The following is a 22,225-nucleotide window of genomic DNA, read 5'->3' on the forward strand; positions in this document are numbered from 1 at the left end:
CTCCTGTCTGGTCGCGCCTTCAGGCGGTCAGGGTGGTGAGATTGCGCACGATGGCCTGTCGGCCCAGCGGAATCTTGAAGGCGTTGTGGGCGTAGGGCGTGGCGCCCTGCATGGCGATTTCGGCGGCGCGCTCAAAGCTTGCCTCGCCGAGGGCCTGCCCCTTGAGCGCCGCTTCGGCCTCGAAAGCGCGCCAGGGTTTGGTCCCCACGCCCCCCAGGGCTACGCGGGCCTCCACGATGGTGTCGCCGTCCAGGCGAACGATCACGGCGCTCGAGGCGAGTGCAAACTGATAGGAGGCGCGATCACGCAGCTTGAGATAGTGTGAGCGGCTGCTGTCGAGCGGCGCGTCCAGCGTCACGTGGGTGATCAGCTCGCCGGGTTTGAGATCATGTTCGCGCTCGGGGGTGTCGCCGGGCAGCAGGTGGAAGTCGAGAAAGTCGATATCGCGCTGGCCCTCGGGGCCTTCGACGGTGACCGTGGCACCGATCGCGGCCATCGCCACGCACATGTCCGAGGGATGGGTGGCGATACAGTGCTCGCTGGTGCCGAGCACGGCGTGCACCGAGCGGTTATGGCCCTCGATGGCGGCACAGCCCGAGCCCGGCTCGCGCTTGTTGCAGTTCGACACGCCATCGCGAAAGTACGGGCAGCGCACGCGCTGCATGACGTTGCCGGCGGTGGTGGCCTTGTTGCGCAGCTGCGTGGTGGCCCCGGACAGCAGCGCCTCGCTGAGCACGGCATAGTCCCGCGTAATTCGCTCATCGCGGGCCAGCGCGGTGTTGGTCACCAGCGCGCCGATGCGCACTCGCCCGTCGTCAAGCGTCTCGATCCTTTTAAGATCAAGCCGGTTGATGTCGACCACCTGCTCCGGGCGCATGATGTCGATCTTGACCAGATCCAGCAGCGTGGTGCCGCCGGCCAGATAGGCCGCCTGCTCGTTCGCGCCGTGGGTCGACACCGCCTGGCGGGGGCTGTCGGCGCGTGCATAGTCGAATTCGCGCATCAGCTCGCTCCCTCCATTCTGCCGCGGGCATCCTGCACGGCAGCCAGAATGTTTTTATAGGCGCCGCAGCGACAGATATTGCCGCTCATCGCCTCGCGGATTGATGCATCATCACTGCCGATGTTGTCATCGTTGAGAATGGCGACGGCACTCATGATCTGCCCCGAGGTGCAGTAGCCACACTGGTAGGCATCATGTTCCCAGAAGGCGGCCTGCACCGGATGCAGCTCATCACCGCTTGAAAGCCCTTCGATGGTGGTGATCTCGTCACCATCGTGAGAGACGGCCAGCGACAGGCAGGAATTGACCGCCGTGTCGTTGACCAGCAGCGTACAGGCGCCGCACTGGCCCTGGTCGCAGCCCTTTTTGGTGCCGGTCAGCTCCAGACGGTCGCGCAATACATCAAGCAGTACCGCATTGGGCTTGACGTTCAGGGTGTGCTCGACGCCGTTGACGGTCAGCCGGACCTGCTGCTCGCCCTCGGCGGGCGCGCCGTCGTCGCGTGGCTCGACGGGCTCGCTCTGCGCCTGGCTGGCCTGGGCAATCTGCGCCCAGGCCGGCGCCGTGGCGGCGGCCAGGCCGGAAGCGCCCATGGTCTTGAGAAAACGTCGTCTGGAAGGTGAACGGGCATCAAAGGTTTCAACGCCCGATCCATCACCCTTGCGGTGATCACTCATGTGTCACTCCTCATTGCATCAGGGCACGCAGGTGCTTTCACGCCCTGTGTCATCACGGTCGGTGTGGGTATCGACGGTGCCAGCCGCCGATGATGGCGCCTTGAGGCGCTCTGAAATCGTGGGGAATAGTAGTCACTGCCGGGCAACTCGTTTGCCGGCAAACGATTCAAGCCTGGACCGGGGTCGGGGGAATTGCCAGTCCATCACGGCCGTTTTCAGCGCTTTTAAAGGAATGTGTCAAACGCCTTCAAACAGCACCAACCAAAAGGGCCGGCCTTCATGTGAAGACCGGCCCTGGCGCATCAAAAAAACGGGTCCGAAATCAGGCGGACAGCAGCTTTTCGATCGAGATCGGCATATCGCGCATGCGCTTGCCGGTGGCGTTATAGACCGCATTGGAGATGGCAGCTGCCACACCCGTCAGGCCGATCTCACCCACACCACGGGCGCCGAACGCGTTGTGGTGATAGTCGGGATAGTCGAGCAGCTCGACATCAATATCCGGCATATCGGCATTTACCGGCACGATGTAGTCCGCCAGATTGTTGTTGTAGGGATAGCCGTTGTGATCGAACTCGGACTGTTCGAACATGCCCATGCCCATGCCCATGACAATGCCGCCCTCGACCTGGTTGCGCGCCGTCATCGGGTTGATGGCGCGACCGATATCGATGGTCGAGACCACGCGCGCGACGCGCAGGCGCGAGATGCCCGGATCCCAGCGGATTTCAACGAACACGGCACCGAAGGAGCGGAAGCTGTACTGGTTCTGCTCGTCACCTGGCTGGGCAGAAGCCTCGGCGTCGACCAGCCCCAGCTGGTTGTCCTTGAGCAGCTGGGTGACTTCGACGCTGCGATCGCCCTGTACCAGCCTGCCACCCTGAAACTCGATGTTCTCGGGATCGACGTTTTCGAATACACCGCCTTCAGCCGTCGCCAGCGACTTGAGCTGCGACAGCGCCTCGTCAAAGGCCGCTGAGACCGCGGGCAGCACGGTAGACGTGGCAAAGGAGCCACCCGAGAGCGGACCGGAGGGCAGCGAGGAATCGCCCAGCCGCACATCGATCATCTCGATGGGCACACCGGTCAGCTCGCTGGCCGTTTGCGCAACGATGGTGTAGGTACCGGTGCCGATATCCTGCGTACCGCAGGCCACCAGCAGTGAGCCATCAGAGCGGAAACCAAAGCGCGCACTGCAGTGCTGGCGCATCGCCTCCCAGCTCTGGGTCGCCATACCGTAGCCGATGATCTCGTCACCATCCGTCATCGCACCGGGCGTGGCGTTGCGCTTGTCCCAGCCAAAGCGTTTGGCCGCGTTGTCCCAGCACTCCTGAAGGTGATTACTCGACCAGGGCAGGCCGGAAGCCGGATCCTTGTCGGCAAAGTTTTTCTTTCGCAGCGCCAGCGGGTCCATCTCGAGCTTGACTGCCAGCTCATCCAGCGCGGTTTCCAGTGCGAAATTGCCGGAAGACTCGCCGGGGGCACGCATGGGGCACGGCGGGCACTTGTTGACGTCGATCAGCCGGTTGGTGACGGCCACGTTGTCGCAGTTATACATCTTGGGTGTGGCGCCGCTGACGGTATCGTCATGCTTGCCGGCCGGCGAGCTTTCGTTGCAGCCATCGTGATGGATGGACAACAGTTTGCCGCTGTCGTCGGCCCCGATGCGAATGCGCTGCAGCGAGGTCGGGCGATAGCCGGTGGCCAGGTATTCCTGCTGACGCGACAGCACCGTCTTGACCGGGCGTCCCAGCCGACGGGCCGCCACGGCCGTCATGATGGCGTGCGGCCACATGAAGAGCTTGCCGCCAAAGCCGGAGCCGATAAAGTGCGAGATGACCGTCACTTTCTCGGGCGGGATGCCAAATATTTTCGACAGCGCGTTGCGCTGAAAGACCACGCCCTGAGAGGACTCATAGATGGTCAGCATATCGTTTTCCCACTGCGCAACGGAGGCGTGCATCTCCATGACGCTGTGGTTTTCCTGGGCAATTGAGTAGCGCTGATCGATCGAAACGGCCGCGCCTTTCAGGGCGCTGTCGGCATCGCCCAGCGAGGAGGCGTCTCCCGGCTGCTCTTCGCCGGGCAGTTCGCCCTCACCGCGATCCAGCGCCTTGATATCGGTCAGGAAATCATCATCGTGCTCATAGTTGGCCTTGACCTTCAGTGCCGCTGCGCGAGCGTGATTGAAGGTGTCAGCGACCACCAGCGCAATATATTGCCCCTGATAGTGAATCTCGTTGTCTTCAAACGGCAGACGCGGTTCGCTGGTCAGGTTTTCTTCGGCGAAGCTGTTGGGCGAACGGCTGAGCTTGTCGAAGTTGTCGTGATGGAAGATATCCAGCACGCCCGGCATGGCCAGCGCCTCATCGAGTTCCAGCGACACCAGCCGGCCCTTGGTGATCGTGCTGGTGACCGGATAGCCGTAGGTCTGGTTGGGCAGATTACGGTCGGCGGTGTAGTCGGCGCCGCCGGTGAGCTTGAGCGTGCCGTCAATGCGCGGCTTTTCAGCGCTCAGATTATGTTCGCGGGTCTTTCCGGTATCGGTGGTCATGTGATCTCTCCGTGATCAGGCGCGGGCGGCGGCGGTGGCGTCTCTGAGCGCACGCACAACAGCCTGCTTGCCCAGCGTGATCTTGTAGCCGTTGTGGCTGTAGGCCACGGCATCGGCAAAGGCCGCCTCGGCCGCACGCTCGAAGCTTTCCTGCGTGGCCGACTGCCCCTTGAGGGCGGCTTCGGCGGCCGTGGCGCGCCAGGGTTTGGTCGCCACCCCGCCGAGTGCAACGCGTACCTCGCTGACGGTGTCGCCATCCAGATTGACAATCGCTGCACAGGAGGCGAGCGCAAACTCGTAGGAGGCGCGATCGCGCAGCTTGAGGTAGTGCTGACCGCCACCGCGCGGGGCATCCAGAATCACGTGGGTAATCAGCTCGCCCGGTTTCAGATCGTGCTCGCGCTCGGGGGTGTCCCCCGGCAGCAGGTGATAGTCCTCAAAGGCCACTTCACGCTGGCCATCGGGGCCTTCCAGCACCAGTGTGGCGCCGGCGGCGACCATGCCGACACACATGTCGGAAGGATGCGTGGCGATACACTGCTCGCTGGTGCCCAGCACGGCGTGGTTGCGGTTGATGCCGTCAATGGCCGAACAGCCCGTGCCCGGCTCACGCTTGTTGCACGGCATGGCCGGGTCGCGGAAATAGGGGCAGCGGGTGCGCTGCATGACGTTGCCGCCGGTGGAGGCCATGTTGCGAAGGCCGGTCGAGGCCCCCGAAAGCAGCGCCTCGCTGAGTACCGGATAGTCGCGCAGCACGATCTCGTGTTTGGCAAGCTCGGTATTGGAGACCAGCGCGCCTACCTTGAGGCGACCGTCATCGAGCGTCTCGATACGCTTGAGCGGCAGCCGGGTGACATCCACCACCTTTTCGGGCTGCATGACGTCAAGCTTGACCAGATCCAGCAGCGTGGTGCCGCCGGCGATGAAGGCCTGACCCTCATGGACGCTGCGATGGCTGACGGCCTGATCGATGGCCTCGACGCTTTCAAGTTCAAACTGACGCATCTTGCTCCCCTCCCCGCATCTTGCCGCGGGCACTTTGTACCGCATCGAGAATATTTTTATAGGCACCGCAGCGGCAGATGTTGCCGCTGAGCGCTTCGCGCAGCGAGGTCTCGTCACCATCGATGCTGTCATCGCTGATGACGGCCGCCGCGGTCATCATCTGACCGGCCGTGCAGTAGCCGCACTGGTAGGCATCATGGGCCAGAAAGGCTTCCTGCACCGGATGATGGCCCTGCTCGAAGCCGGCACTTTCGGCCAGTCCTTCGATGGTGACGATTTCGGCGCCTTCCTGCATGCAGGCCAGCATCAGGCAGCTGTTGACGCTGCGTCCGTTGACGTGAACGGTGCACGCGCCGCACTGGCCGTGATCACAGCCCTTTTTGGTGCCGAAAAGGCCCAGTTCTTCACGCAACACATCCAGCAGCACGGCATTGGGTGCCACCTGCAGATCGTGTTGCTGCCCGTTGACGGTCAGGGTGATGCGGCGGGTATCGGATGTCTTGCCGGAGGCGGCACTGGGACGTTCGGCGATTTCAGCCTGGGCGCCGGGGGTACAAAACCCCACGCCCGTCGAATGACGGATAACAGGTGCCATGAGTCAGGTCCTCATCTGTAGTCTTGTACGGTCTCGTATCGGTCGCGATCGCTTCAGTGCCCGACGTGGCGGACGCTGAGTCACGTTTTATTGGTATCGGATCGATGCTTCATGTTCGTGACCAGCCTCCGTGGAGGGCGGTCGTGGCGCCATGATGCGTTGCCATGGGCCTTATAACTTGCTGTCAGGAGATTATAAGGTAGGTAACGAATTTGCCCTCATCAACCCGGCATTGCGGGAAGCCGCAAGGGCCGCGTCTGCCGCTACCATGCTCAAACGCTGAAATTCGTGCCAGAGACCAACGATCTATTCATCATCGCCGGTCTTAAATATACAATCGCGCATGTATGCATTATTGTGCGCTCGCCTGCGTGAAACGCCCTGTCCGCGCGGCAATGCTCCCTTTACGACAGGTTTAACGTCGAGACGACGTCCATGAGAAAGACCAAGGAAGAAGCGGAACTGACGCGTCAGTCGCTGATGAATGCCGCCGAGCATCTTTTTATCGAGAAAGGCCTCAGCCGCACCACGCACAACGATATCGCAACGCGTGCCGGCGTCACTCGCGGCGCGCTGAACTGGCATTTCCCGGAAGGCAAGACCAGCATTCTGGCGGCCCTTCTGGAGCGCAAGCGCCAGATGACCGAACGCCTGGCCGCTCATCTGGCGCAGTGCGAGCAGCTCGCTCACGCCCCCGTTACCATCATGCGCCTGACGCTGGTGCAGGACCTTGAGTCACTGTCACGCGACAGCCGGCTTCAACGCATTTTGATGCTGACCTCGTCACGCAACGAGTTCATCGGCGAGTTTGCCTGGGTCAACGACCAGCTGGACCTGCACATGCAGGAGTGTCGCGACATGATCAGCCAGACGCTGCAGCGCGGCGTGGATTGCGGCGAGATTGCCCTGCGAAACGATCTGACCCCGGCCATGGCAGCCTCGATGCTGCTGTCATGTATCAAGGGCGTGGTGACCGACTGGCTATTGAAACAAACGCCTTTCGAACTGGCCGACGACAGTGAAAGGGTCGTCAGCACCCTGCTTGAAAGCATCGTGATCTGGCATCATGGCCCTGTTTCCTGACAGGGCTTTATCACACTCCGGCAATACCCTCTTTCCTTTATTTCAGAAATTTTACATCGATTTTTCATTATAAATACTGCCCGTCTTTTTCGACGCCAGAGCGCATGACGGCGCAGTTTCTGGCGTTTGAAACCTGCCCCCACTTCGTTATTAACCTGCATCATCTTTAAGCCAGTCATAACAAATATTTACGCCACTTCCTGAATTTATAATCCTTCAATTTCCTTGACGTACGGCCCTTCCAATCTACTGTTTCAGTGTGGATGTCGAACGAGACGTGAAAAGATCCGGCACGCTTCGGCACTTACTAACTCAGGTTAATTTATTGGCTTCAGGGTGCACATCATGAACGACACGGATGACCGTTTCATGCATGGCGATAACCGCCAGCAAAACAATACCAGCACCGGCAATGGCGGCTCACAGGGCAGCGACAAGGCACAGCAGAACAGGGAGCAGGCGCAGCAAAAGGCTCGCGAAACAGCCGATCAGGCACGTGAAGAAGCCCTGCGTCGGGCCGACAGCCAGAAGGGGTTTGTGGCCGACTATATCTCGAACTTCTCCGAAGCCGTGCGCAGCATGGCCATGCAGTTCAAGGATCAGGACCAGGTGTCGCTTGCCGATTACACCTATCGCCTGGCGGATAGAACCGACACCCTGGCCGATCATCTGCGTGATGAAAAAAGCGAATCGCTTTTGAAAGAGGTGCAGGATTTTTCCCGTCGCGAGCCGGCACTGTTTATCGGTGGCATGGTCGCGGGCGGCTTTTTGCTGTCGCGTTTTCTGAAAAGCTCCAATCGCTGATGACGCCCCTGCTGCAAACCGTCTGACAGGCATTTCATCTTTAGTGTTCGAATCAACAGGGAGCGTTTGATCATGACACAACCTTCAGGTCACAAGGACCCCAGCATCGACGAGCGCCGACACGCCGAACAAGGCGGCGACGAGCCGCGCGGCATGGTGGGGATGCTCTCCTCGCTGCTCAACGATGTCACTTCGCTGGTACGCCAGGAGATCGCACTCGGCAAGGCCGAGATGCAGCAAAACATCAAGCGCGCCGGTGCCGCCATCGGCGCCATGGTCGTGGCAGGCGCTGTCCTCAATGCCGGACTTCTGGTGCTGCTGGCCGCTGCTGTCATTGGCCTGGGTCAGGTCATCGATCTGTGGCTGTCGGCCCTGATCGTGGGCGCCATTGTCGCCATCATCGGCATGAGCATGATGAAAAAGGCCCGCGACACGCTGAGCACCCAGGCCATGACGCCGGATCGTACCGTCGACAGCCTGCAGCGTGATCAGTCCATGCTCAAGGAACATGCCGGAAGCCACAAGGAAGAGGAGAACAAGCAATGAGCGATCACGACCAGAATCAGGACCAGCAGGACACACGCAGTCCCGAAGAGATCGAGGCGGACATCAACAAGACCCGCTCTCATCTGGATGACACGCTCAGCGATTTCCAGGAGCGCTTCTCGTCTGATCACATGATGAGCAGCGCCATGGAATACGTAAAAAGCGATTCCGCCCGGGATTACTTCTCCAACCTGGGGCGTTCGGTACGTGACAACCCGATGCCGGCTGCCCTGATCGGCGTGGGCATCGGCTGGCTGATCTACTCCAGCAACTCGTCAAACTCGGGTCATGGCGATGTGCCGAGTCGCTTCAACGACAAGCGCCAGAAAAAGGCCCGTCATGCGGCCGCGCAAACGCAGCCGCAGACCCACGAATATGACGAGATCTACGACGAGCCGCTCTTTGATGAGCCGCTTTACAGCGAAGGTGACTCCATCGATCAACACCGTCAGGGACGCACCTCAAGCGGCAGCGATGACAGCCTGCGCCAGCGCGCCGGTGACGCTCTGCACGGCGCCGGTGACAAGGCGCGCAGCATGAAGGACGGGGCCGGCGAACGGGCACACAACATGAAAAGCGGTGCTGGAGACAGGATGCAGCGCATGAAACAGGGTTCCAGCGATCGCCTTCACGATGCGTCTTCCAAAGCACGTGAAACCGGTTCATGGCTGAGCGATCTGGCGCACGACAATCCGGTTGCGACCGGCGCACTCGGCCTGGCGGCCGGCGCCCTGCTGGGTTCGCTTCTGCCCACCTCGCGTGCCGAACAGCGCGCCATGGGCGACACCCGTGACCAGCTGGTCGATCGTGCCAGCGAAATGGGCTCGGAGCAGATGGAGCGTGCCAGCGAAAAAGCGCAGGAGGCCACCGAAAAGCATAGTGGCGATGACAACGATTCGGGCGATCGCACCGCGTCGTCTTCGGACAGCCGCGGTCAGTCGTCTTCGGACAGCAGCAATACCGAGCCGCGCTTTGGCAGCACCACTTCCACGGATCATGTACCGGGCAACACCCGCCCCGGCAGCTGATACGCTGATGTGACGCACGAAAAACGACGCCCGAGGGCGTCGTTTTTTTTTGGTCCATAGCGGGCGTGCTAGAACAGCACGAAAACGACCCAGGCCATCGCAAAGCCCAGCACGGATTCCAGCGTCTGCTGGGTGGTCCAGACCTTGAGCGTGGTTTTGACATCCATGCCCATGAGCCGCCCGACCAGCCAGAAACCGGAGTCGTTGACGTGGCTGGCAAACACCGAGCCGGCGGCCGTGGCCAGCGTGATGGCCACCACCTGCATGGTCGAGAAATCGCCGGCTTCCACGGCCGGCGCCATCAACCCTGCCGCGGTGACCAGCGCCACGGTGGCCGAGCCCTGGGCCACGCGCATCAGTACCGCCACCACATAGGCGGCCATGATGACCGACAGGCCCAAGTTTTCCAGCGAGCCCGACAGCGCATCGCCAATGCCCGAGGCGCGCAGCACACCGCCGAACATGCCGCCGGCACCGGTAATCAGTACCACCGAGCAGATCGGCCCCAGTGCCGAATCCAGCACCTTCTCAAGCGCCGTACCCGACTTGCCGCGGCGACCGCCCAGCACCCACAGCGCCACCAGCACCGAGATCAAAAGCGCGATCGGCGTCTCGCCCAGTGCCGAACAGAGCTTGAACCAGCCGGCATCGCTGTCGACCATGCCGGCCGCGCGCAGAAAATCCAGCCCGGTGTTCATAAAAATCAGTGCCATCGGCAGCAGCAGCATGGCAAGCACCGCCCCGATCGACGGCGGATTGGTGACCTCCTCATCGCTGCTGTCCCCGAACATGCCGCCGGCCACCTGTTCAAGCGTAATGCGCGAGGCGGCAAACCGGCTCCACAGATAGCCCGACAGATACCACAGCGGAAAGGCGATCAGCACCCCGGTCAGCATCACCAGGCCCAAATTGGCGCCGTACAGTTCAGACGCCGCCACCGGCCCGGGGTGGGGCGGTACGAACACGTGCATGACCGAAAAGGCCGCCGCGGCCGGCAGTGCAAAGGGGATGATCGGGCCGTTGAGGCGTTTGGCGATGGCAAAGATGACCGGCAGCATCACGATCAGGCCGGCATCCATGAAAATCGGAAACCCCATCAGTAGTGACGCCACGCCGAGCGCAAAGGGGGCGCGCTTTTCACCAAAGATTGCGATCATGCGATCGGCCAGCACCTTGGCGCCGCCGGAGGACTCCACCAGCTTGCCCAGCATCGCCCCCAGCCCGATCAGAAGGGCCACCGAGCCCAGCGTGCTGCCGAAATTGTTCACAAGCGTCGGCACGATCCGATCAACGGGAATACCGGCGGCAAAGGCGGTTAACAGACTGACGAGAATCAGGGTGACAAAGGCATGCACCCTGAACTTGATCACCATGAGCAAAAGGACTGCGATCGCACCGGCCGCGATCCCCAGCAGTGGCCCTGCCGACATGGTCTGACTCCAGTTTTCCATCCTCTCTCCCTGATGGCTGCCCCGGGCGTTGCTCGGGTGTTGTTCGATATTTTAATGATCCGGGCATCAACGCATGTCTCGGCCCTTCAACCGGCAAAAAGTCTAGGGACACAAACGGCCACTGCCAAACCCTTTCGCGTATTTGATTGATTCAACATGGCTTTCACGCAAAAGCCCCGGCAGATGCCGGGGCTTTTCAACGGGTGGCGCACCAGGGCGCGCGTGTTTTTATACGAACCCGACCACCTCATGCGGCACGTAGGGTGCCTCGAGCTGCTCGACTTCGGCCTCGCTCAGCGTGATCTCGAGCGCCCCCAGGGCCTGATCCATGTGATGGGACTTGCTGGCCCCCACAATCGGCGCCGTGATCCCCGGCTTTTGCAAAAGCCAGGCCAGTGCCACCTGAGCCGGCGACACACCACGTGCGCCGGCGACCTCATGAAGCGCCTCGATCACCGGGGTGTCGCGCTCAAGGCCGAGATTCCAGGCCCGCATCTGCTCATCGCTTTTGGCGCGGGTGGTCTGTCCTTCACCATTCACGGCCTTGCTGCCGGCCAGAATGCCGCGCGCCAGCGGACTCCAGGGAATCACGCCCACGCCCTGATCGATGCACTGCGGAATCATCTCGCGCTCTTCCTCGCGATAGATGAGATTAACCATCGGCTGCATGGTGGAAAATTTTGTCCAACCGTTTTTCTCCGCCACGTGCTGGGCTTTGGCAAACTGCCAGGCGTGCATGCTGGAGGCCCCGATATAGCGCGCCTTGCCGGATTTCACGACCTCGTGCAGCGCCTCCATCGTCTCCTCGATGGGGGTGTCGTAGTCCCAGCGATGGGTCTGATAGAGATCGACATAGTCCATGCCCAGTCGCGTGAGCGAGGCGTCGATGGCGTGATGGATGTGCTTGCGCGACAGCCCCTGCTCGTTGGGCGTTTTGTTGCCGGTGGGGTTATAGACCTTGGTGGCCAGCACCACCTCTTCACGGCGGGCAAAGTCTCTCAGCGCGCGCCCCACGACCTCTTCCGAGGCGCCGTCGGAGTACATGTCGGCGGTATCGAAAAAGTTGATGCCGGCATTGAGCGCCTGCTCGATAAAGGGCCGGCTCTGCTTATCGTCCAGCACCCAGTCGCGCCACTGCGGCGTGCCATAGGTCATGGTGCCCAGACAAAGCGGCGAAACCTTCAGCCCGGTACGGCCCAGATTGCGATAGTCCATGACGTGCCCTCCTCGATGGAATGGCGACCGACTCACCCGATCACCATGTAAATAGCCGGCTAACAGCATGGCAAGGATTGCGCATCCGGCAAGCTATCGATGCCATTGGCGGGGGATATAGGCAAGGGGCATAAAAAAGCGGAGAAGCGCCGGGCGCTTCTCCGCTGTCAGGATACAGACCCGGCACCTCAGGATTGCGCCAGCACCTCAGGGTTGAGAATGTTGCGCGGGTTTCTGCCGGCGATGACATCGATGGCGTTTTGCGCCGTGCGCGTCTTGAGCTCGGCGTAGGACTCCTCGGTGTAAAACCCGGCATGCGGGGTGAGAATGACCCGCTCGAATCGAGTCAGCGGATGATCGACGGCCAGCGGCTCCTCTTCGAGCACGTCAAGCCCGGCCCCGAAGATCTGCCCGGCCCCGAGCGCCTCGACCAGCGCATCGGTATCCACCACGCCGCCGCGCGCGGTGTTGATCAAAATGGCGTCACGACGCATCGCGGCAAGCGCACCGGCATCGATCAGGTGATGCGTCTGCTCGATCAGCGGCAGGTGCAGCGACACCACCTGTGATGTGGCCAGCAGCGCCTCAAGCGACACCACCGCCCAGCCATCATCCGTGGTGTCTCCGGGGGTCAGGCGCGGATCAGTGAGCACCACCTCAAAACCCAGCCCGGCCGCCTTGCGCGCCGTGGCCATGCCGATGGCGCCGGCACCGATCACGCCGAAGCGCCGACCGCGCAGCTGAAAGATCGGCTGCGCCGGCCCCAGCGCCGGCTGCCCCTGACGCAGGCGCCGATCAAGGCCGGTTACGTCGCGCAGCACGGCAAGCGAGAGCATGATCGCATGATCAGAGACCGCCTCGGTGCCATAGTCCGGCACGTTGCACACTGCCACACCGTGGCGGGTGGCCGCCTCGACATCGACGGTATCCACCCCGACGCCGTAGCGCGACACCACGCGCAGCTCAGGCAGCGCCGAAAGCACCTCATCGGTGATCCGGCCGTACTGCACGATCAGCCCCTGAGCATCAGCCGCGTTGTGGATGATGCCCTCGGGCGTGACGTCCTGACACAGCGTCAGGCGACCGCCGGCGGCCTCGACACACTCGCGCTCGATCTCGACGCTTTCGTGATCACAATCGGTAATGACAATGTGCATCTCACCCTCCTGCGCGGCCTGCATCCGTCAGTGCGTGTCAGTCCTGCGGCCAGAGGCGCACCAGCACCTTGCCGGAGACCTGGGCATCCTTCGCCGTGGCAAAGGCCTCGATGGCCTGATCGGCCGGCACTTCATGGGTAATGACCTGATCAAAGCGCTCATCGCGGGCCAGCAGCTCGATGGCCTCGTCCACTTCCTGATTGAACCGGAAGCAGCCGCGCAGCTGGATTTCCTTGGAGATCAGCATGGCCAGTTCCAGCGGCTGGGCGCCGGCGCCCATCATGCCGATCTGAGCGATGATGCCTGCCCGACGCACGGCGCGAATGGCGGTATCGATCGAGGCCGGCACGCCGGAGCATTCCAGCGCCACATCATAGGCTTCAGCGTCAGGGGTCTGCTCGCCGATGCGAATGGTGTGATGCACGCCGAGCCCGCGGGCGCGCTCGAGCGGGCCTTCAAAGACGTCGGTGGCGGTGACTTCACGGGCACCCTTGGCAAGCGCTGCCGCCGCGGTCAAAAGCCCGATCGGCCCGGCGCCGCAGACCAGCACCCGCTTGCCTTCCACACCGCCGGCCACGTTAATGCCGTGCAACGCCACGGCCAGCGGCTCGGTCAGCGCGGCGCGCTTGAGCGAGAGCCCTTCGGGCAGTACGCGAATCATGCCGCGCGTGACCACCAGGTATTCGCTCATGCCGCCCTGGGTATGAGGCGTCGTGGAGGCCGAGCCCAGATAGGCGCCCTTCGGCCACAGATGCGGCAGCTCTTCAAGGCCCGGCTGGCTTTCGCCGAAGGTGGCCGGATGGAAGGTCACCGGCGTGCCCGGGGCCAGCTCACCGGACGGGTCCAGGTCGACGGTACCGGAGAGTTCATGCCCCGGAATCAGCGGCTCGCGCACGACAAAGGCGCCGTTGGCTCCTTCGTGATAGTAGTGCAGATCGGAGCCACAGATACCGCCCCAGGCGATGCGAACCCGCACCTGGCCGTCCTGCGGCTCGGGGGTGGCCCACTCCTGCTCGCGCAGGTCCTGTTTGCCATGAATGACCAGTGCTTTCATCGTCATGCTCCGTTGCAGGCACAAAATAGGGATACACAGACAGCACAGGGGCCTTTCGGCCCCTGTCGGGAAGACTCAGACCACCGAGGTCATGCCGCCATCCACAAAGATGTTCTGCCCCGAGACAAAGCTTGAGGCGTCCGAGCACAGATACAACAGCGTGCCGACCAGCTCCTGAACGTTGCCCCAGCGCTGGGCCGGCGTGCGATTCTCGACCCAGCTGTTAAAGGCTTCGTCCTGCCACAGCGCCGTATTCATGTCGGTCTTGAAATAGCCCGGCGAGATGCAGTTGACCTGGATATTAAAGCGCGCCAGATCCGCCGCCATGCCCTTGGTCAGCATCACCACACCGCCCTTGGAGGCCGAGTAGGGCGCAATGGTCTGCCGGGCCAGCATTGACTGGACCGAGCCGATATTGACGATCTTGCCGTTGCCGCGCTCGGCCATGTGGCGCGCCAGCGCGTTGGCCACATAAAACGTGCTGGACAGATTGGTGGCAATCACCGCATCCCAGTCGCTGGGCTCGAACTCGGCAAACGGCGCACGGCGCTGGAGACCGGCGTTGTTGACCAGAATCTCCGGCACGCCGTGAGTCTCGATCAGCTCGGTCAGCGCCGTTTTGACGTCGTCACTGCGGGTGACATCAAAGGTCACGCCGAACGCCTCGGCGCCGGTGGCATCAGCAATGGCACGCACGGCCTGATTGACGGTGTCTTCACTGCGCCCGTGAATGATGACGCGGGCGCCCTGCTCGGCAAGCCCCTGGGCCAGCGCATGGCCCAGACCCCGTGAGGAGCCGGTAATCAGCGCCAGTTTTCCCTTGATGTCGAACGGGTTAACCGCCATGGAAACTTCCTTTAAAAAATAATGAACATGATATAGGCAAGAACGAAGCCGACCACGGACTCGATGGTCTGCTGAACGGTCCAGGTCTTGAGCGTGGTGCGCACGTCCATGCCCAGCAACCGCCCGACCAGCCAGAAGCCCGAGTCGTTGACATGGCCGGCAAACACCGAGCCTGCCGCCGTTGCCAGCGTCACCGCAATGACCTGCATGGTGCTGTAATCGCCCATCGCCACGGCAGGTGCCATGAGACCGGCCGCCGTGACCAGCGCCACGGTGGCCGAGCCCTGGGCCAGACGCATCGCTACCGCCACCACATAGGCGGCCACGATCACCGGCAGGCCCAGATCGCCCAGTGAATCCGCCAGCGCATCACCGATACCCGAGGCGCGCAGCACGCCGCCGAACATGCCGCCGGCACCGGTGATCAGCACCACCGAGCAGATCGGGCCCAGCGAGCTTTCCAGAATCTTTTCAATCGCACTGCCGTTTTCACCGCGACGCGTGCCCAGCACGATGGTGGCCACCAGCACCGAGATCAACAGCGCAATCGGCGTACTGCCCAGCGTTGACAGGATCTGAAACCAGGTCTGATCGGGGTCGGCCATACCGGCGGCACGCAGGAAATCAAGACCCGTATTCATGAAGATCAGTACCAGCGGCAGCAGCAGCATGGCAATGACCGTGCCGACCGTCGGCGGGTTTTTGATCTCGTCATCGTCAACCTTGCCAAAGAAACTTTCGGCCAGCTGGAAGCTGTAGTGCTTCGCACAGAACTTGCCCCACAGATAGCCGGAGAGATACCACATGGGCAAAACGATCACGAGACCGGCCAGCATCAAAACACCCAGATTGGCGCCGTAAAGCTCGGCGGCCGTTACCGGGCCGGGGTGTGGCGGCACGAACACGTGCATGACGGAAAACGCCGCTGCCGTGGGAATGGCGTACAAAAGGATCGGCCCGCCCAGGCGACGCGCCACGGCAAAGACGATCGGCAGCATCACGATCAAACCGGCGTCAAAAAAGATCGGAAAGCCCATTAAAAGCGAGGCCATGCCGAGTGCCAGCGGCGCGCGCTTTTCGCCGAACAGCTCGATCATGCGATCGGCCAGGACACGGGCACCGCCGGAGTTTTCGACCAGCCGGCCCAGCATGGCGCCAAGGCCGACCAGCAGCGCCACCGCCCCTAGGGTCTTGCCGAAGTTGTTGACCAGCGTCGGCACGATCTGATTGACCGGAATGCCGGTGGCAAAGGCCGTGATCAGACTCACCAGAATCAGGGCCAGAAAGGCGTGCAGCTTGAAGCGAATGACCAGTACCAGCAGCGCCGCGATGGCTGCCGCGGCAATCCCCAGCAGGGGGCCGGCCGTCATTGTCTGTGTCCAACCATCCATTGTTATATCCCCTTGAACGAACCCCTGCCGATAACGAGCGTTACGGCCCGAGGCATCTTACAGGAGGGGACACCCCCCGGAATCAGACCTAAGTCTATAGACCAGAGGATAATGTCACAGCGGCACAGACCGATCGCCTGTCAGCGTTGCAGGGCGTCGAAAAGCTCCTCGCCCAGCGTCGGGCACCAGCGACCTACCACAGCGGCGATGCCGACCCCCAGAAGGGTCAGAAGCGGCGGCCCCCACTCAAGCGTCGCTGCCGAAGAGACGTAGAGGTATAAAAAGAAAAGCATCATGACCGCCCCGCCGATCAGGGCGCCGGAGCGACGACCGGCAATGAAGATCGAGGCCAGCACGCCCAGCGCCGGGATGGCCACCGACAAAATGCTGATTCTTGTCGCCTGTTGTCCGGTGACGGCGTACTCGTTGACCAGCCGCATTCCGACCTGCCACAGCAGCATATAGATCGCGACCGGGGCGACCATGGCGCCGCTGAGTCGTCCCATGAACCCCAGTGCGGCACCGGGGTCCTGATTGTTGCCGTGATGACCGGCCATGACTGCCTCGCTTGAAGGATAAGGGGGAAAGGCCGTCATTAGACCATCACCACCCGGACACGTTAAGTCTGCCAGGCACCCGTCTGCTGCCGGTCATGCGCTTTGATACGACAGCGCCGCCCCGGACAGGGGCGGCGCAACGGGGCCGGCATGACCCTGCGGATCAGCGGCGGGCGATGATTTCCTGCCATTTGGCCGGGCCCAGCGTATGGACGCTGTCGCCGCGGGTATCCACCGCCACCGTGACCGGCATGTCCTTGACGTCAAACTCGTAGATCGCCTCCATGCCGAGATCCTCAAAGGCCAGCACCTTCGAGCCCTTGATCGCCTGGGCGACCAGGTAGGCCGCACCGCCGACGGCCATCAGGTAGGCCGCGCCGTTGTCGCGAATCGCCTCGATCGCGCTCGGCCCGCGCTCGGACTTGCCCACCATGCCCAGAAGACCGGTCTCTTCAAGGATAGTGCGGGTGAACTTGTCCATGCGCGTGGCGGTGGTCGGGCCGGCCGGCCCCACGACCTCCCCTTCCATCGGATCAACCGGGCCGACGTAGTAGATAAAGCGGCCCTTGAGATCGACCGGCAGCGGCTCGCCCTTCGAGATCATGTCGACCATGCGCTTGTGCGCCGCATCGCGTCCGGTCAGCAGCTTGCCGGAGAGCAGCAGCGTGTCGCCCGGCGACCAGGTGGCGACCTCTTCCGGCGTGATGGCGTCGAGATTGACGCGCTTGACGCCCTCGCCCGCTTCCCAGGCAATCTCCGGCCAGTCATCGATTTGCGGTACCGGCAGACTCGCCGGGCCGCTGCCATCAAGATGAAAGTGCACATGTCGGGTGGCGGCGCAGTTGGGAATGATCGCCACCGGCTTGTTGGCCGCATGGGTCGGGCAGTCCTTGACCTTGATGTCGAGCACCGTGGTCAGCCCGCCCAGCCCCTGGGCGCCGATGCCGAGGCGATTGACCTTGTCAAAGAGCTCCAGGCGCAGCTCTTCGGGCCGGTTTGAAGCGCCGCGCGCCTGCAGGTCCTGAATGTCGATCGGGTCGAGCAGCGACTCCTTGGCCATTTTCATCGCCTGCTCGGCGGTGCCGCCAATCCCGATGCCCAGCATGCCCGGCGGGCACCAGCCGGCCCCCATCTTCGGGATCTGCTCGAGCACCCAGTCCACCACGCTGTCGGACGGATTGAGCATGGCAAACTTCGATTTCGCCTCGCTGCCGCCGCCCTTGGCGGCCACGTGAATCTCGACCTGATCGCCCGGCACCAGCCGGTGGTGGATGATCGCCGGCGTGTTGTCCTTCGTGTTGCGCCGCGCGCCGTCCGGGTCTTCCAGAATCGAGGCGCGCAGGATGTTGTCCGGGTGGTTATAGGCCCGACGCACGCCCTCGTTGATCATGTCATCCAGGCTCATGTCGGCGTCCCACTGCACCTGCATGCCCACATTGACGAACACGGTGACAATCCCGGTGTCCTGACAGATGGGGCGATGGCCGGTGGCACACATGCGCGAGTTGATCAGGATCTGGGCGATGGCATCACGCGCTGCGGGATTTTCCTCGCGCTGATACGCCTGATGCATGGCGTCAATGAAATCCTTCGGGTGGTAATAGGAGATGTACTGCAGCGCATCGGTGACGCTGTCGATCAGGTCATTCTGGCGAATCACGGTCATGACTTGTTTTTCCTGTTCCTTTCGATTCTCAAGCGACGCACGGCTGGGCACGTCATCCGGTCGAAGTGAGCCCCTCGGCGCTGTGCATCATACGCCTGCCACTCAGCCGGCACCATCAATGACCCCGCACTGTCACGCGCCCCACCAGGCCACGGCTTACCCGCTGAAACAAAACCAAACACTTAACCCAAATTTAAAATTTGCAAAGACTTTAAGCATGGCTTAAGTGTAGTGGAAGCCTTTCAGAACAGTGTTCGGAAAGACGGTGCAGCGTAGCCCCGGCCATCACGCATGACCGGTCTGTTTTCCTCTGGTTCAAAGGACAGGATTTCACGATGAAGCATCTGACGCGACGCAGCTTTGTAGCTGCCGGCATGTTCAGCACCGTGGCGGTCGCCTCCGGCGCCTATGCCCAGACCGTTCCCAAACCGCAGCGACGCGACGGTGTCGGCGGTGACGACCCCGGCCCTCGCAACACGACCATCGATCGTGACAACCCCACCCTGATGAACCCGCCGGACACCGACAGCGGCACCCTGCCCAACCTGCGCTTCCCCTTTGGTGATGCCCACGTGCGCCAGGAAAGCGGCGGCTGGACCCGCCAGGTCACCAGGCGCGAACTGCCGGTCTCCACCACCATCGCCGGGGTCGACATGCGCCTCAACGAAGGCGGCATTCGCGAGCTGCACTGGCACAAGGAAGCCGAGTGGGCCTACATGACCTACGGCAAGGCGCGCATCACGGCGGTGGACGCCGAGGGCAACTACTTCGTCGATGACGTCGAAACCGGTGATCTGTGGTACTTCCCGCCGGGCATCCCGCACTCGATCCAGGGGCTGGGGCCGGATGGCTGCGAGTTTCTGCTCGCCTTTGACGACGGCGGCTTTGATGAAAACTCGACCTTTTTGCTCAGCGACTGGTTCAAGCACATTCCCAGGGAGGTGCTGGCCAAGAACTTCGGCATCGATCCCTCCCATCTTGGCGACACCCCTGACCCGAGCGAGGAGTACATCTTCGCCAACCAGACACCGGGCTCGCTGGACAGCGTCAGGCCAAAGGGCGCCGATGAGGTGCCCGAGCCCTTCAGCCACCGGATGCTCAAGCAGGAACCGATCAAGACACCCGGCGGCACGGTGCGTATCACCGATTCCTCCACCTTCAAGGTGTCGAAAACCATCGCCGCGGCGCTGGTCGAGCTGGAGCCGGGCGGACTGCGCGAACTGCACTGGCATCCCAACAACGACGAGTGGCAGTACTACTTGAGCGGCACCGGTCGCATGGGCGTGTTTGCCGGTGCCGGCGAGGCGCGCACCTATGACGTTCATGAAGGCGATGTCGGCTACATCCCGTTTGCCATGGGCCACTACATCGAAAATACAGGCGACACCACGATGCGCTTTCTGGAACTGTTCAAAAGCGATCACTACGCCGACATTTCGCTGAATCAGTGGCTGGCGCTGACCCCACCCGAGCTGGTCAAGGCGCATCTGGGTCTGGATGACACCTTCATGGATTCGCTGAAACAGCAGAAATCCCCGGTCATCTCAAAGGATGGCGGCAGAAAATCCTGACGTCTGATGAAAGCACGAACGCACACCGGGGCGCAGGGCCCCGGTGTGTTGTATTACAACGACGCATCGAGTGACTACATCCCCAGCAGCTCGGGCAGCCCCAGCGAGATAAAGGGCACGTAGGTAATCAGCAACAGGAAACTGACCAGCAGCAACAGCCACGGACTTGAGGCCCGAATCACGGCGGTCAGCGGCTGGCCGGTCACGGCCGAGGCCACGAACAGGTTGAGCCCGGTGGGCGGCGTGAGCATACCGATCTCCATGTTGACCACCATGATGATGCCCAGATGGACCGGGTCGATGCCCAGCTGCATGGCAATCGGGAACAGAATCGGCGCCAGAATCAAAATGATCGCTGAAGGTTCCATGAAGCTGCCCGCCACCAGCAGGATGATATTGACCACCAGCAAAAACGCGATCGGCGAGAACTGTTGATCGACCACCCAGGCCGTGATCGCCTGTGGAATCTGCTCGGTCGTGAGCACGTGGGCAAAGAGCATGGCGTTGGCGATGATGAACATCAGCACGATGCTCAGCTTTGCCGCCTCCAGCACTACCTTCGGACACTCGCGCCAGCTGATGTCGCGATAGACCACCAGCGCCACAAAGGCGGCATACACCGCCGCCACCGCGGCCGCTTCGGTGGGCGTGAACATGCCGGTATAGATCCCGCCCAGAATGATCACGATCAGCATCAGGCCCCAGAAGGACTTGCGGGCCAGTATCAGCGTCTCTTTCAGGGGTACCCGCGGCAGGGCCGGCATCTTTTTGATGCGCGCGATGATGTAGATCGCAATCATCAGCAAAAGCCCCAGCATCAGACCGGGCACCACCCCTGCCATGAACAGCTTGCCCACCGAGGTCTCGGTGGCCGCACCATAGACCACCATCACGATCGACGGCGGAATCAGAATGCCCAGCGTCCCGGCGTTGCAGACAATGCCGGTGGCAAACGACTGGGTATAGCCCGAGCGCACCATGCCGGCAATGACCACTGACCCCACCGCGGCGACGGTTGCCGGTGATGACCCGGAAAGAGCGGCAAAGAGCACACACGCCATGACCGAGGCGATCGGCAGCCCGCCGCGAAAATGGCCCACGCAGGCGTTGGCAAAGTCGATCAACCGACGGGCCACGCCACCGCTGGTCATGAAGGCACCGGAGAGCAAAAAAAACGGAATGGCCAGCAGCGTGTAGTGCTCGGAGGTCTCAAAAAGCTTGATAGCCAATGAGCGGACCGAGTCCTGACTGAACAGCAAAATCGTCAGAGCGCCTGACAGTCCCAGCGACACCGCGATCGGCACGCTCAAAAACAGCAGCACAAACAGGGCCACAAACAAAAAGGCGATGGTCATGAGCGTGACTCCTTCGGCGTGTCCGAATGAACATCGCTGGCCAGCTTGAGCGCATCGGCGGCCTCATCCGCCATCTGCAGACCGTTTTGCTCACCGCGCAGAGTCAAAACGAACGCCTCCACCAGCCGGGCAATCACCAGGGCGAAGCCAAGCGGTACGATCATCGCGATATGCCACTGCATGACATGAAACTCGTCGAGATCCTCGGCCCCGAGTCCCGCCCCGTGCAGCGCCGAGACCCAGTCGTAGCTCGACACCATCATGAGCACGGCGTAGCCCAGCACGATCAGCAGCACGAATATCGAGCAGGCACGGCGCAGCGGCGCGCTGAAGGTGCGCACCAGCAGATCGACCCCGATATGGGCGCCGGTACGAATGCCGTAGGAAATCCCCAAAAAGATCAGCCAGCCAAAGCAGGCGCGCGTCAGCGCCGAGCTCCAGGTCATCGCCTGGGCGGTATCAAGCAGCACATCGCCGATGGCAAACAGCGGGCCTTCCAGCGCCGGAAACGCATCGGCGCCGGCGTAAAAGACCACATAGAGGTTATTGAACATCACGTAGACAAACGTGATCAGCGTCATGGCCGTTAAAAAGAGGGCCACCAGGCCCTCCTCAAAATGGTTCCAGAGATTGAGTACAGTCTTCATTGCCATGACTCCCGAGGCGA

General features: G+C 62.1%; 20 protein-coding genes. 5 read left to right on the forward strand and 15 right to left on the reverse strand.

Going from position 1 to position 22,225, the window contains the following annotated elements:
* Positions 1 to 19 precede the first annotated feature (19 nt).
* The 5 genes from ACXMYO_RS11175 to ACXMYO_RS11195 all read right to left on the reverse strand — a co-directional run bounded on the left by ACXMYO_RS11175 (position 20) and on the right by ACXMYO_RS11195 (position 5,834).
* Positions 20 to 1,003, reverse strand: coding sequence for an FAD binding domain-containing protein (locus ACXMYO_RS11175; protein WP_457808773.1), 984 nt, complete (start codon positions 1,001 to 1,003; stop codon positions 20 to 22).
* On the reverse strand, positions 1,003 to 1,680 hold the full coding sequence (locus tag ACXMYO_RS11180) for a (2Fe-2S)-binding protein (RefSeq protein WP_457808774.1): 678 nt from the start codon (positions 1,678 to 1,680) through the stop codon (positions 1,003 to 1,005). The genes ACXMYO_RS11175 and ACXMYO_RS11180 overlap by 1 nt, the downstream gene beginning before the upstream one ends.
* Before the next feature lie 322 nt (positions 1,681 to 2,002).
* A complete protein-coding gene (locus ACXMYO_RS11185) occupies positions 2,003 to 4,234 on the reverse strand; it encodes a xanthine dehydrogenase family protein molybdopterin-binding subunit (RefSeq protein ID WP_457808775.1) in 2,232 nt (743 codons plus the stop codon).
* A 15-nt stretch (positions 4,235 to 4,249) separates the two neighbouring features.
* Positions 4,250 to 5,239 carry an FAD binding domain-containing protein gene (locus tag ACXMYO_RS11190; RefSeq protein ID WP_457808776.1) on the reverse strand — a complete coding sequence of 330 codons (990 nt, stop codon included), beginning with the start codon at positions 5,237 to 5,239 and terminating at the stop codon, positions 4,250 to 4,252.
* A complete protein-coding gene (locus tag ACXMYO_RS11195; RefSeq protein ID WP_457808777.1) occupies positions 5,226 to 5,834 on the reverse strand; it encodes a (2Fe-2S)-binding protein in 609 nt (202 codons plus the stop codon). Before ACXMYO_RS11195 ends, ACXMYO_RS11190 begins: the two co-directional genes overlap by 14 nt.
* A gap of 435 nt (positions 5,835 to 6,269) precedes the next feature.
* Between ACXMYO_RS11195 and ACXMYO_RS11200 the strand changes: the two genes are divergently transcribed.
* The 4 genes from ACXMYO_RS11200 (at position 6,270) to ACXMYO_RS11215 (ending at position 9,295) form a co-directional block, all read left to right on the forward strand.
* Entirely contained in the window at positions 6,270 to 6,917 is a 648-nt protein-coding gene (locus tag ACXMYO_RS11200; RefSeq protein WP_457808778.1) for a TetR family transcriptional regulator, read from the forward strand.
* Positions 6,918 to 7,262: 345 nt separating this feature from the next.
* A complete protein-coding gene (locus ACXMYO_RS11205; protein ID WP_457808779.1) occupies positions 7,263 to 7,721 on the forward strand; it encodes a hypothetical protein in 459 nt (152 codons plus the stop codon).
* A gap of 72 nt (positions 7,722 to 7,793) precedes the next feature.
* Entirely contained in the window at positions 7,794 to 8,267 is a 474-nt protein-coding gene (locus ACXMYO_RS11210; protein ID WP_457808780.1) for a phage holin family protein, read from the forward strand.
* Positions 8,264 to 9,295, forward strand: a complete 1,032-nt coding sequence (locus ACXMYO_RS11215) for a DUF3618 domain-containing protein (protein WP_438764713.1) — start codon at positions 8,264 to 8,266, stop codon at positions 9,293 to 9,295. Before ACXMYO_RS11210 ends, ACXMYO_RS11215 begins: the two co-directional genes overlap by 4 nt.
* Positions 9,296 to 9,363: 68 nt before the next feature.
* On the opposite strand, the gene ACXMYO_RS11220 is transcribed toward ACXMYO_RS11215, so the two are convergent.
* From ACXMYO_RS11220 to ACXMYO_RS11255, 8 genes are all read right to left on the reverse strand, one after another.
* A complete protein-coding gene (locus tag ACXMYO_RS11220; RefSeq protein WP_457808781.1) occupies positions 9,364 to 10,746 on the reverse strand; it encodes a GntP family permease in 1,383 nt (460 codons plus the stop codon).
* Positions 10,747 to 10,974: 228 nt separating this feature from the next.
* The gene (locus ACXMYO_RS11225) at positions 10,975 to 11,961 is read right to left on the reverse strand and encodes an aldo/keto reductase (RefSeq protein WP_457808782.1); all 987 of its coding nucleotides are present in this window, start codon (positions 11,959 to 11,961) and stop codon (positions 10,975 to 10,977) included.
* A gap of 188 nt (positions 11,962 to 12,149) precedes the next feature.
* Positions 12,150 to 13,118, reverse strand: coding sequence for a C-terminal binding protein (locus ACXMYO_RS11230; RefSeq protein WP_457808783.1), 969 nt, complete (start codon positions 13,116 to 13,118; stop codon positions 12,150 to 12,152).
* A gap of 37 nt (positions 13,119 to 13,155) precedes the next feature.
* Entirely contained in the window at positions 13,156 to 14,172 is a 1,017-nt protein-coding gene (locus tag ACXMYO_RS11235) for an L-idonate 5-dehydrogenase (RefSeq protein ID WP_457808784.1), read from the reverse strand.
* Positions 14,173 to 14,247: 75 nt separating this feature from the next.
* On the reverse strand, positions 14,248 to 15,018 hold the full coding sequence (locus ACXMYO_RS11240; RefSeq protein ID WP_438764722.1) for a glucose 1-dehydrogenase: 771 nt from the start codon (positions 15,016 to 15,018) through the stop codon (positions 14,248 to 14,250).
* Between the two features lie 11 nt (positions 15,019 to 15,029).
* Positions 15,030 to 16,409, reverse strand: a complete 1,380-nt coding sequence (locus tag ACXMYO_RS11245) for a GntP family permease (RefSeq protein WP_457808785.1) — start codon at positions 16,407 to 16,409, stop codon at positions 15,030 to 15,032.
* A 140-nt stretch (positions 16,410 to 16,549) separates the two neighbouring features.
* Positions 16,550 to 16,966 carry a hypothetical protein gene (locus ACXMYO_RS11250; protein WP_115853836.1) on the reverse strand — a complete coding sequence of 139 codons (417 nt, stop codon included), beginning with the start codon at positions 16,964 to 16,966 and terminating at the stop codon, positions 16,550 to 16,552.
* A 163-nt stretch (positions 16,967 to 17,129) separates the two neighbouring features.
* A complete protein-coding gene (locus tag ACXMYO_RS11255; RefSeq protein ID WP_438764726.1) occupies positions 17,130 to 18,632 on the reverse strand; it encodes a FumA C-terminus/TtdB family hydratase beta subunit in 1,503 nt (500 codons plus the stop codon).
* A 335-nt stretch (positions 18,633 to 18,967) separates the two neighbouring features.
* Between ACXMYO_RS11255 and ACXMYO_RS11260 the strand changes: the two genes are divergently transcribed.
* Positions 18,968 to 20,203 (forward strand): oxalate decarboxylase family bicupin, encoded by a 1,236-nt coding sequence (locus ACXMYO_RS11260; RefSeq protein ID WP_457808786.1) that lies wholly within the window; start codon positions 18,968 to 18,970, stop codon positions 20,201 to 20,203.
* Between the two features lie 74 nt (positions 20,204 to 20,277).
* On the opposite strand, the gene ACXMYO_RS11265 is transcribed toward ACXMYO_RS11260, so the two are convergent.
* Together ACXMYO_RS11265 and ACXMYO_RS11270 are read right to left on the reverse strand one after the other, a co-directional pair.
* Positions 20,278 to 21,558: a TRAP transporter large permease subunit gene (locus ACXMYO_RS11265; protein ID WP_438764730.1), complete on the reverse strand. Its 1,281-nt coding sequence runs from the start codon at positions 21,556 to 21,558 to the stop codon at positions 20,278 to 20,280.
* Positions 21,555 to 22,205, reverse strand: coding sequence for a TRAP transporter small permease subunit (locus ACXMYO_RS11270; RefSeq protein ID WP_438764732.1), 651 nt, complete (start codon positions 22,203 to 22,205; stop codon positions 21,555 to 21,557). Before ACXMYO_RS11270 ends, ACXMYO_RS11265 begins: the two co-directional genes overlap by 4 nt.
* Between the last annotated feature and the right edge of the window lie 20 nt (positions 22,206 to 22,225).

The organism is Kushneria sp. EE4 (genome assembly GCF_977968315.1).

What these genes read in the sequence shown, in the direction of transcription:
- ACXMYO_RS11205 (WP_457808779.1), top strand. Translation starts at nt 7,263, where the DNA reads ATGAACGACACGGATGACCGTTTCATGCATGGCGATAACCGCCAGCAA.
- ACXMYO_RS11185 (WP_457808775.1), bottom strand. Translation starts at nt 4,234, where the DNA reads ATGACCACCGATACCGGAAAGACCCGCGAACATAATCTGAGCGCTGAA.
- ACXMYO_RS11245 (WP_457808785.1), bottom strand. Translation starts at nt 16,409, where the DNA reads ATGGATGGTTGGACACAGACAATGACGGCCGGCCCCCTGCTGGGGATT.
- ACXMYO_RS11235 (WP_457808784.1), bottom strand. Translation starts at nt 14,172, where the DNA reads ATGAAAGCACTGGTCATTCATGGCAAACAGGACCTGCGCGAGCAGGAG.
- ACXMYO_RS11260 (WP_457808786.1), top strand. Translation starts at nt 18,968, where the DNA reads ATGAAGCATCTGACGCGACGCAGCTTTGTAGCTGCCGGCATGTTCAGC.
- ACXMYO_RS11265 (WP_438764730.1), bottom strand. Translation starts at nt 21,558, where the DNA reads ATGACCATCGCCTTTTTGTTTGTGGCCCTGTTTGTGCTGCTGTTTTTG.
- ACXMYO_RS11220 (WP_457808781.1), bottom strand. Translation starts at nt 10,746, where the DNA reads ATGGAAAACTGGAGTCAGACCATGTCGGCAGGGCCACTGCTGGGGATC.
- ACXMYO_RS11240 (WP_438764722.1), bottom strand. Translation starts at nt 15,018, where the DNA reads ATGGCGGTTAACCCGTTCGACATCAAGGGAAAACTGGCGCTGATTACC.
- ACXMYO_RS11175 (WP_457808773.1), bottom strand. Translation starts at nt 1,003, where the DNA reads ATGCGCGAATTCGACTATGCACGCGCCGACAGCCCCCGCCAGGCGGTG.
- ACXMYO_RS11190 (WP_457808776.1), bottom strand. Translation starts at nt 5,239, where the DNA reads ATGCGTCAGTTTGAACTTGAAAGCGTCGAGGCCATCGATCAGGCCGTC.
- ACXMYO_RS11225 (WP_457808782.1), bottom strand. Translation starts at nt 11,961, where the DNA reads ATGGACTATCGCAATCTGGGCCGTACCGGGCTGAAGGTTTCGCCGCTT.
- ACXMYO_RS11210 (WP_457808780.1), top strand. Translation starts at nt 7,794, where the DNA reads ATGACACAACCTTCAGGTCACAAGGACCCCAGCATCGACGAGCGCCGA.
- ACXMYO_RS11200 (WP_457808778.1), top strand. Translation starts at nt 6,270, where the DNA reads ATGAGAAAGACCAAGGAAGAAGCGGAACTGACGCGTCAGTCGCTGATG.
- ACXMYO_RS11250 (WP_115853836.1), bottom strand. Translation starts at nt 16,966, where the DNA reads ATGGCCGGTCATCACGGCAACAATCAGGACCCCGGTGCCGCACTGGGG.
- ACXMYO_RS11215 (WP_438764713.1), top strand. Translation starts at nt 8,264, where the DNA reads ATGAGCGATCACGACCAGAATCAGGACCAGCAGGACACACGCAGTCCC.
- ACXMYO_RS11180 (WP_457808774.1), bottom strand. Translation starts at nt 1,680, where the DNA reads ATGAGTGATCACCGCAAGGGTGATGGATCGGGCGTTGAAACCTTTGAT.
- ACXMYO_RS11255 (WP_438764726.1), bottom strand. Translation starts at nt 18,632, where the DNA reads ATGACCGTGATTCGCCAGAATGACCTGATCGACAGCGTCACCGATGCG.
- ACXMYO_RS11270 (WP_438764732.1), bottom strand. Translation starts at nt 22,205, where the DNA reads ATGAAGACTGTACTCAATCTCTGGAACCATTTTGAGGAGGGCCTGGTG.
- ACXMYO_RS11230 (WP_457808783.1), bottom strand. Translation starts at nt 13,118, where the DNA reads ATGCACATTGTCATTACCGATTGTGATCACGAAAGCGTCGAGATCGAG.
- ACXMYO_RS11195 (WP_457808777.1), bottom strand. Translation starts at nt 5,834, where the DNA reads ATGGCACCTGTTATCCGTCATTCGACGGGCGTGGGGTTTTGTACCCCC.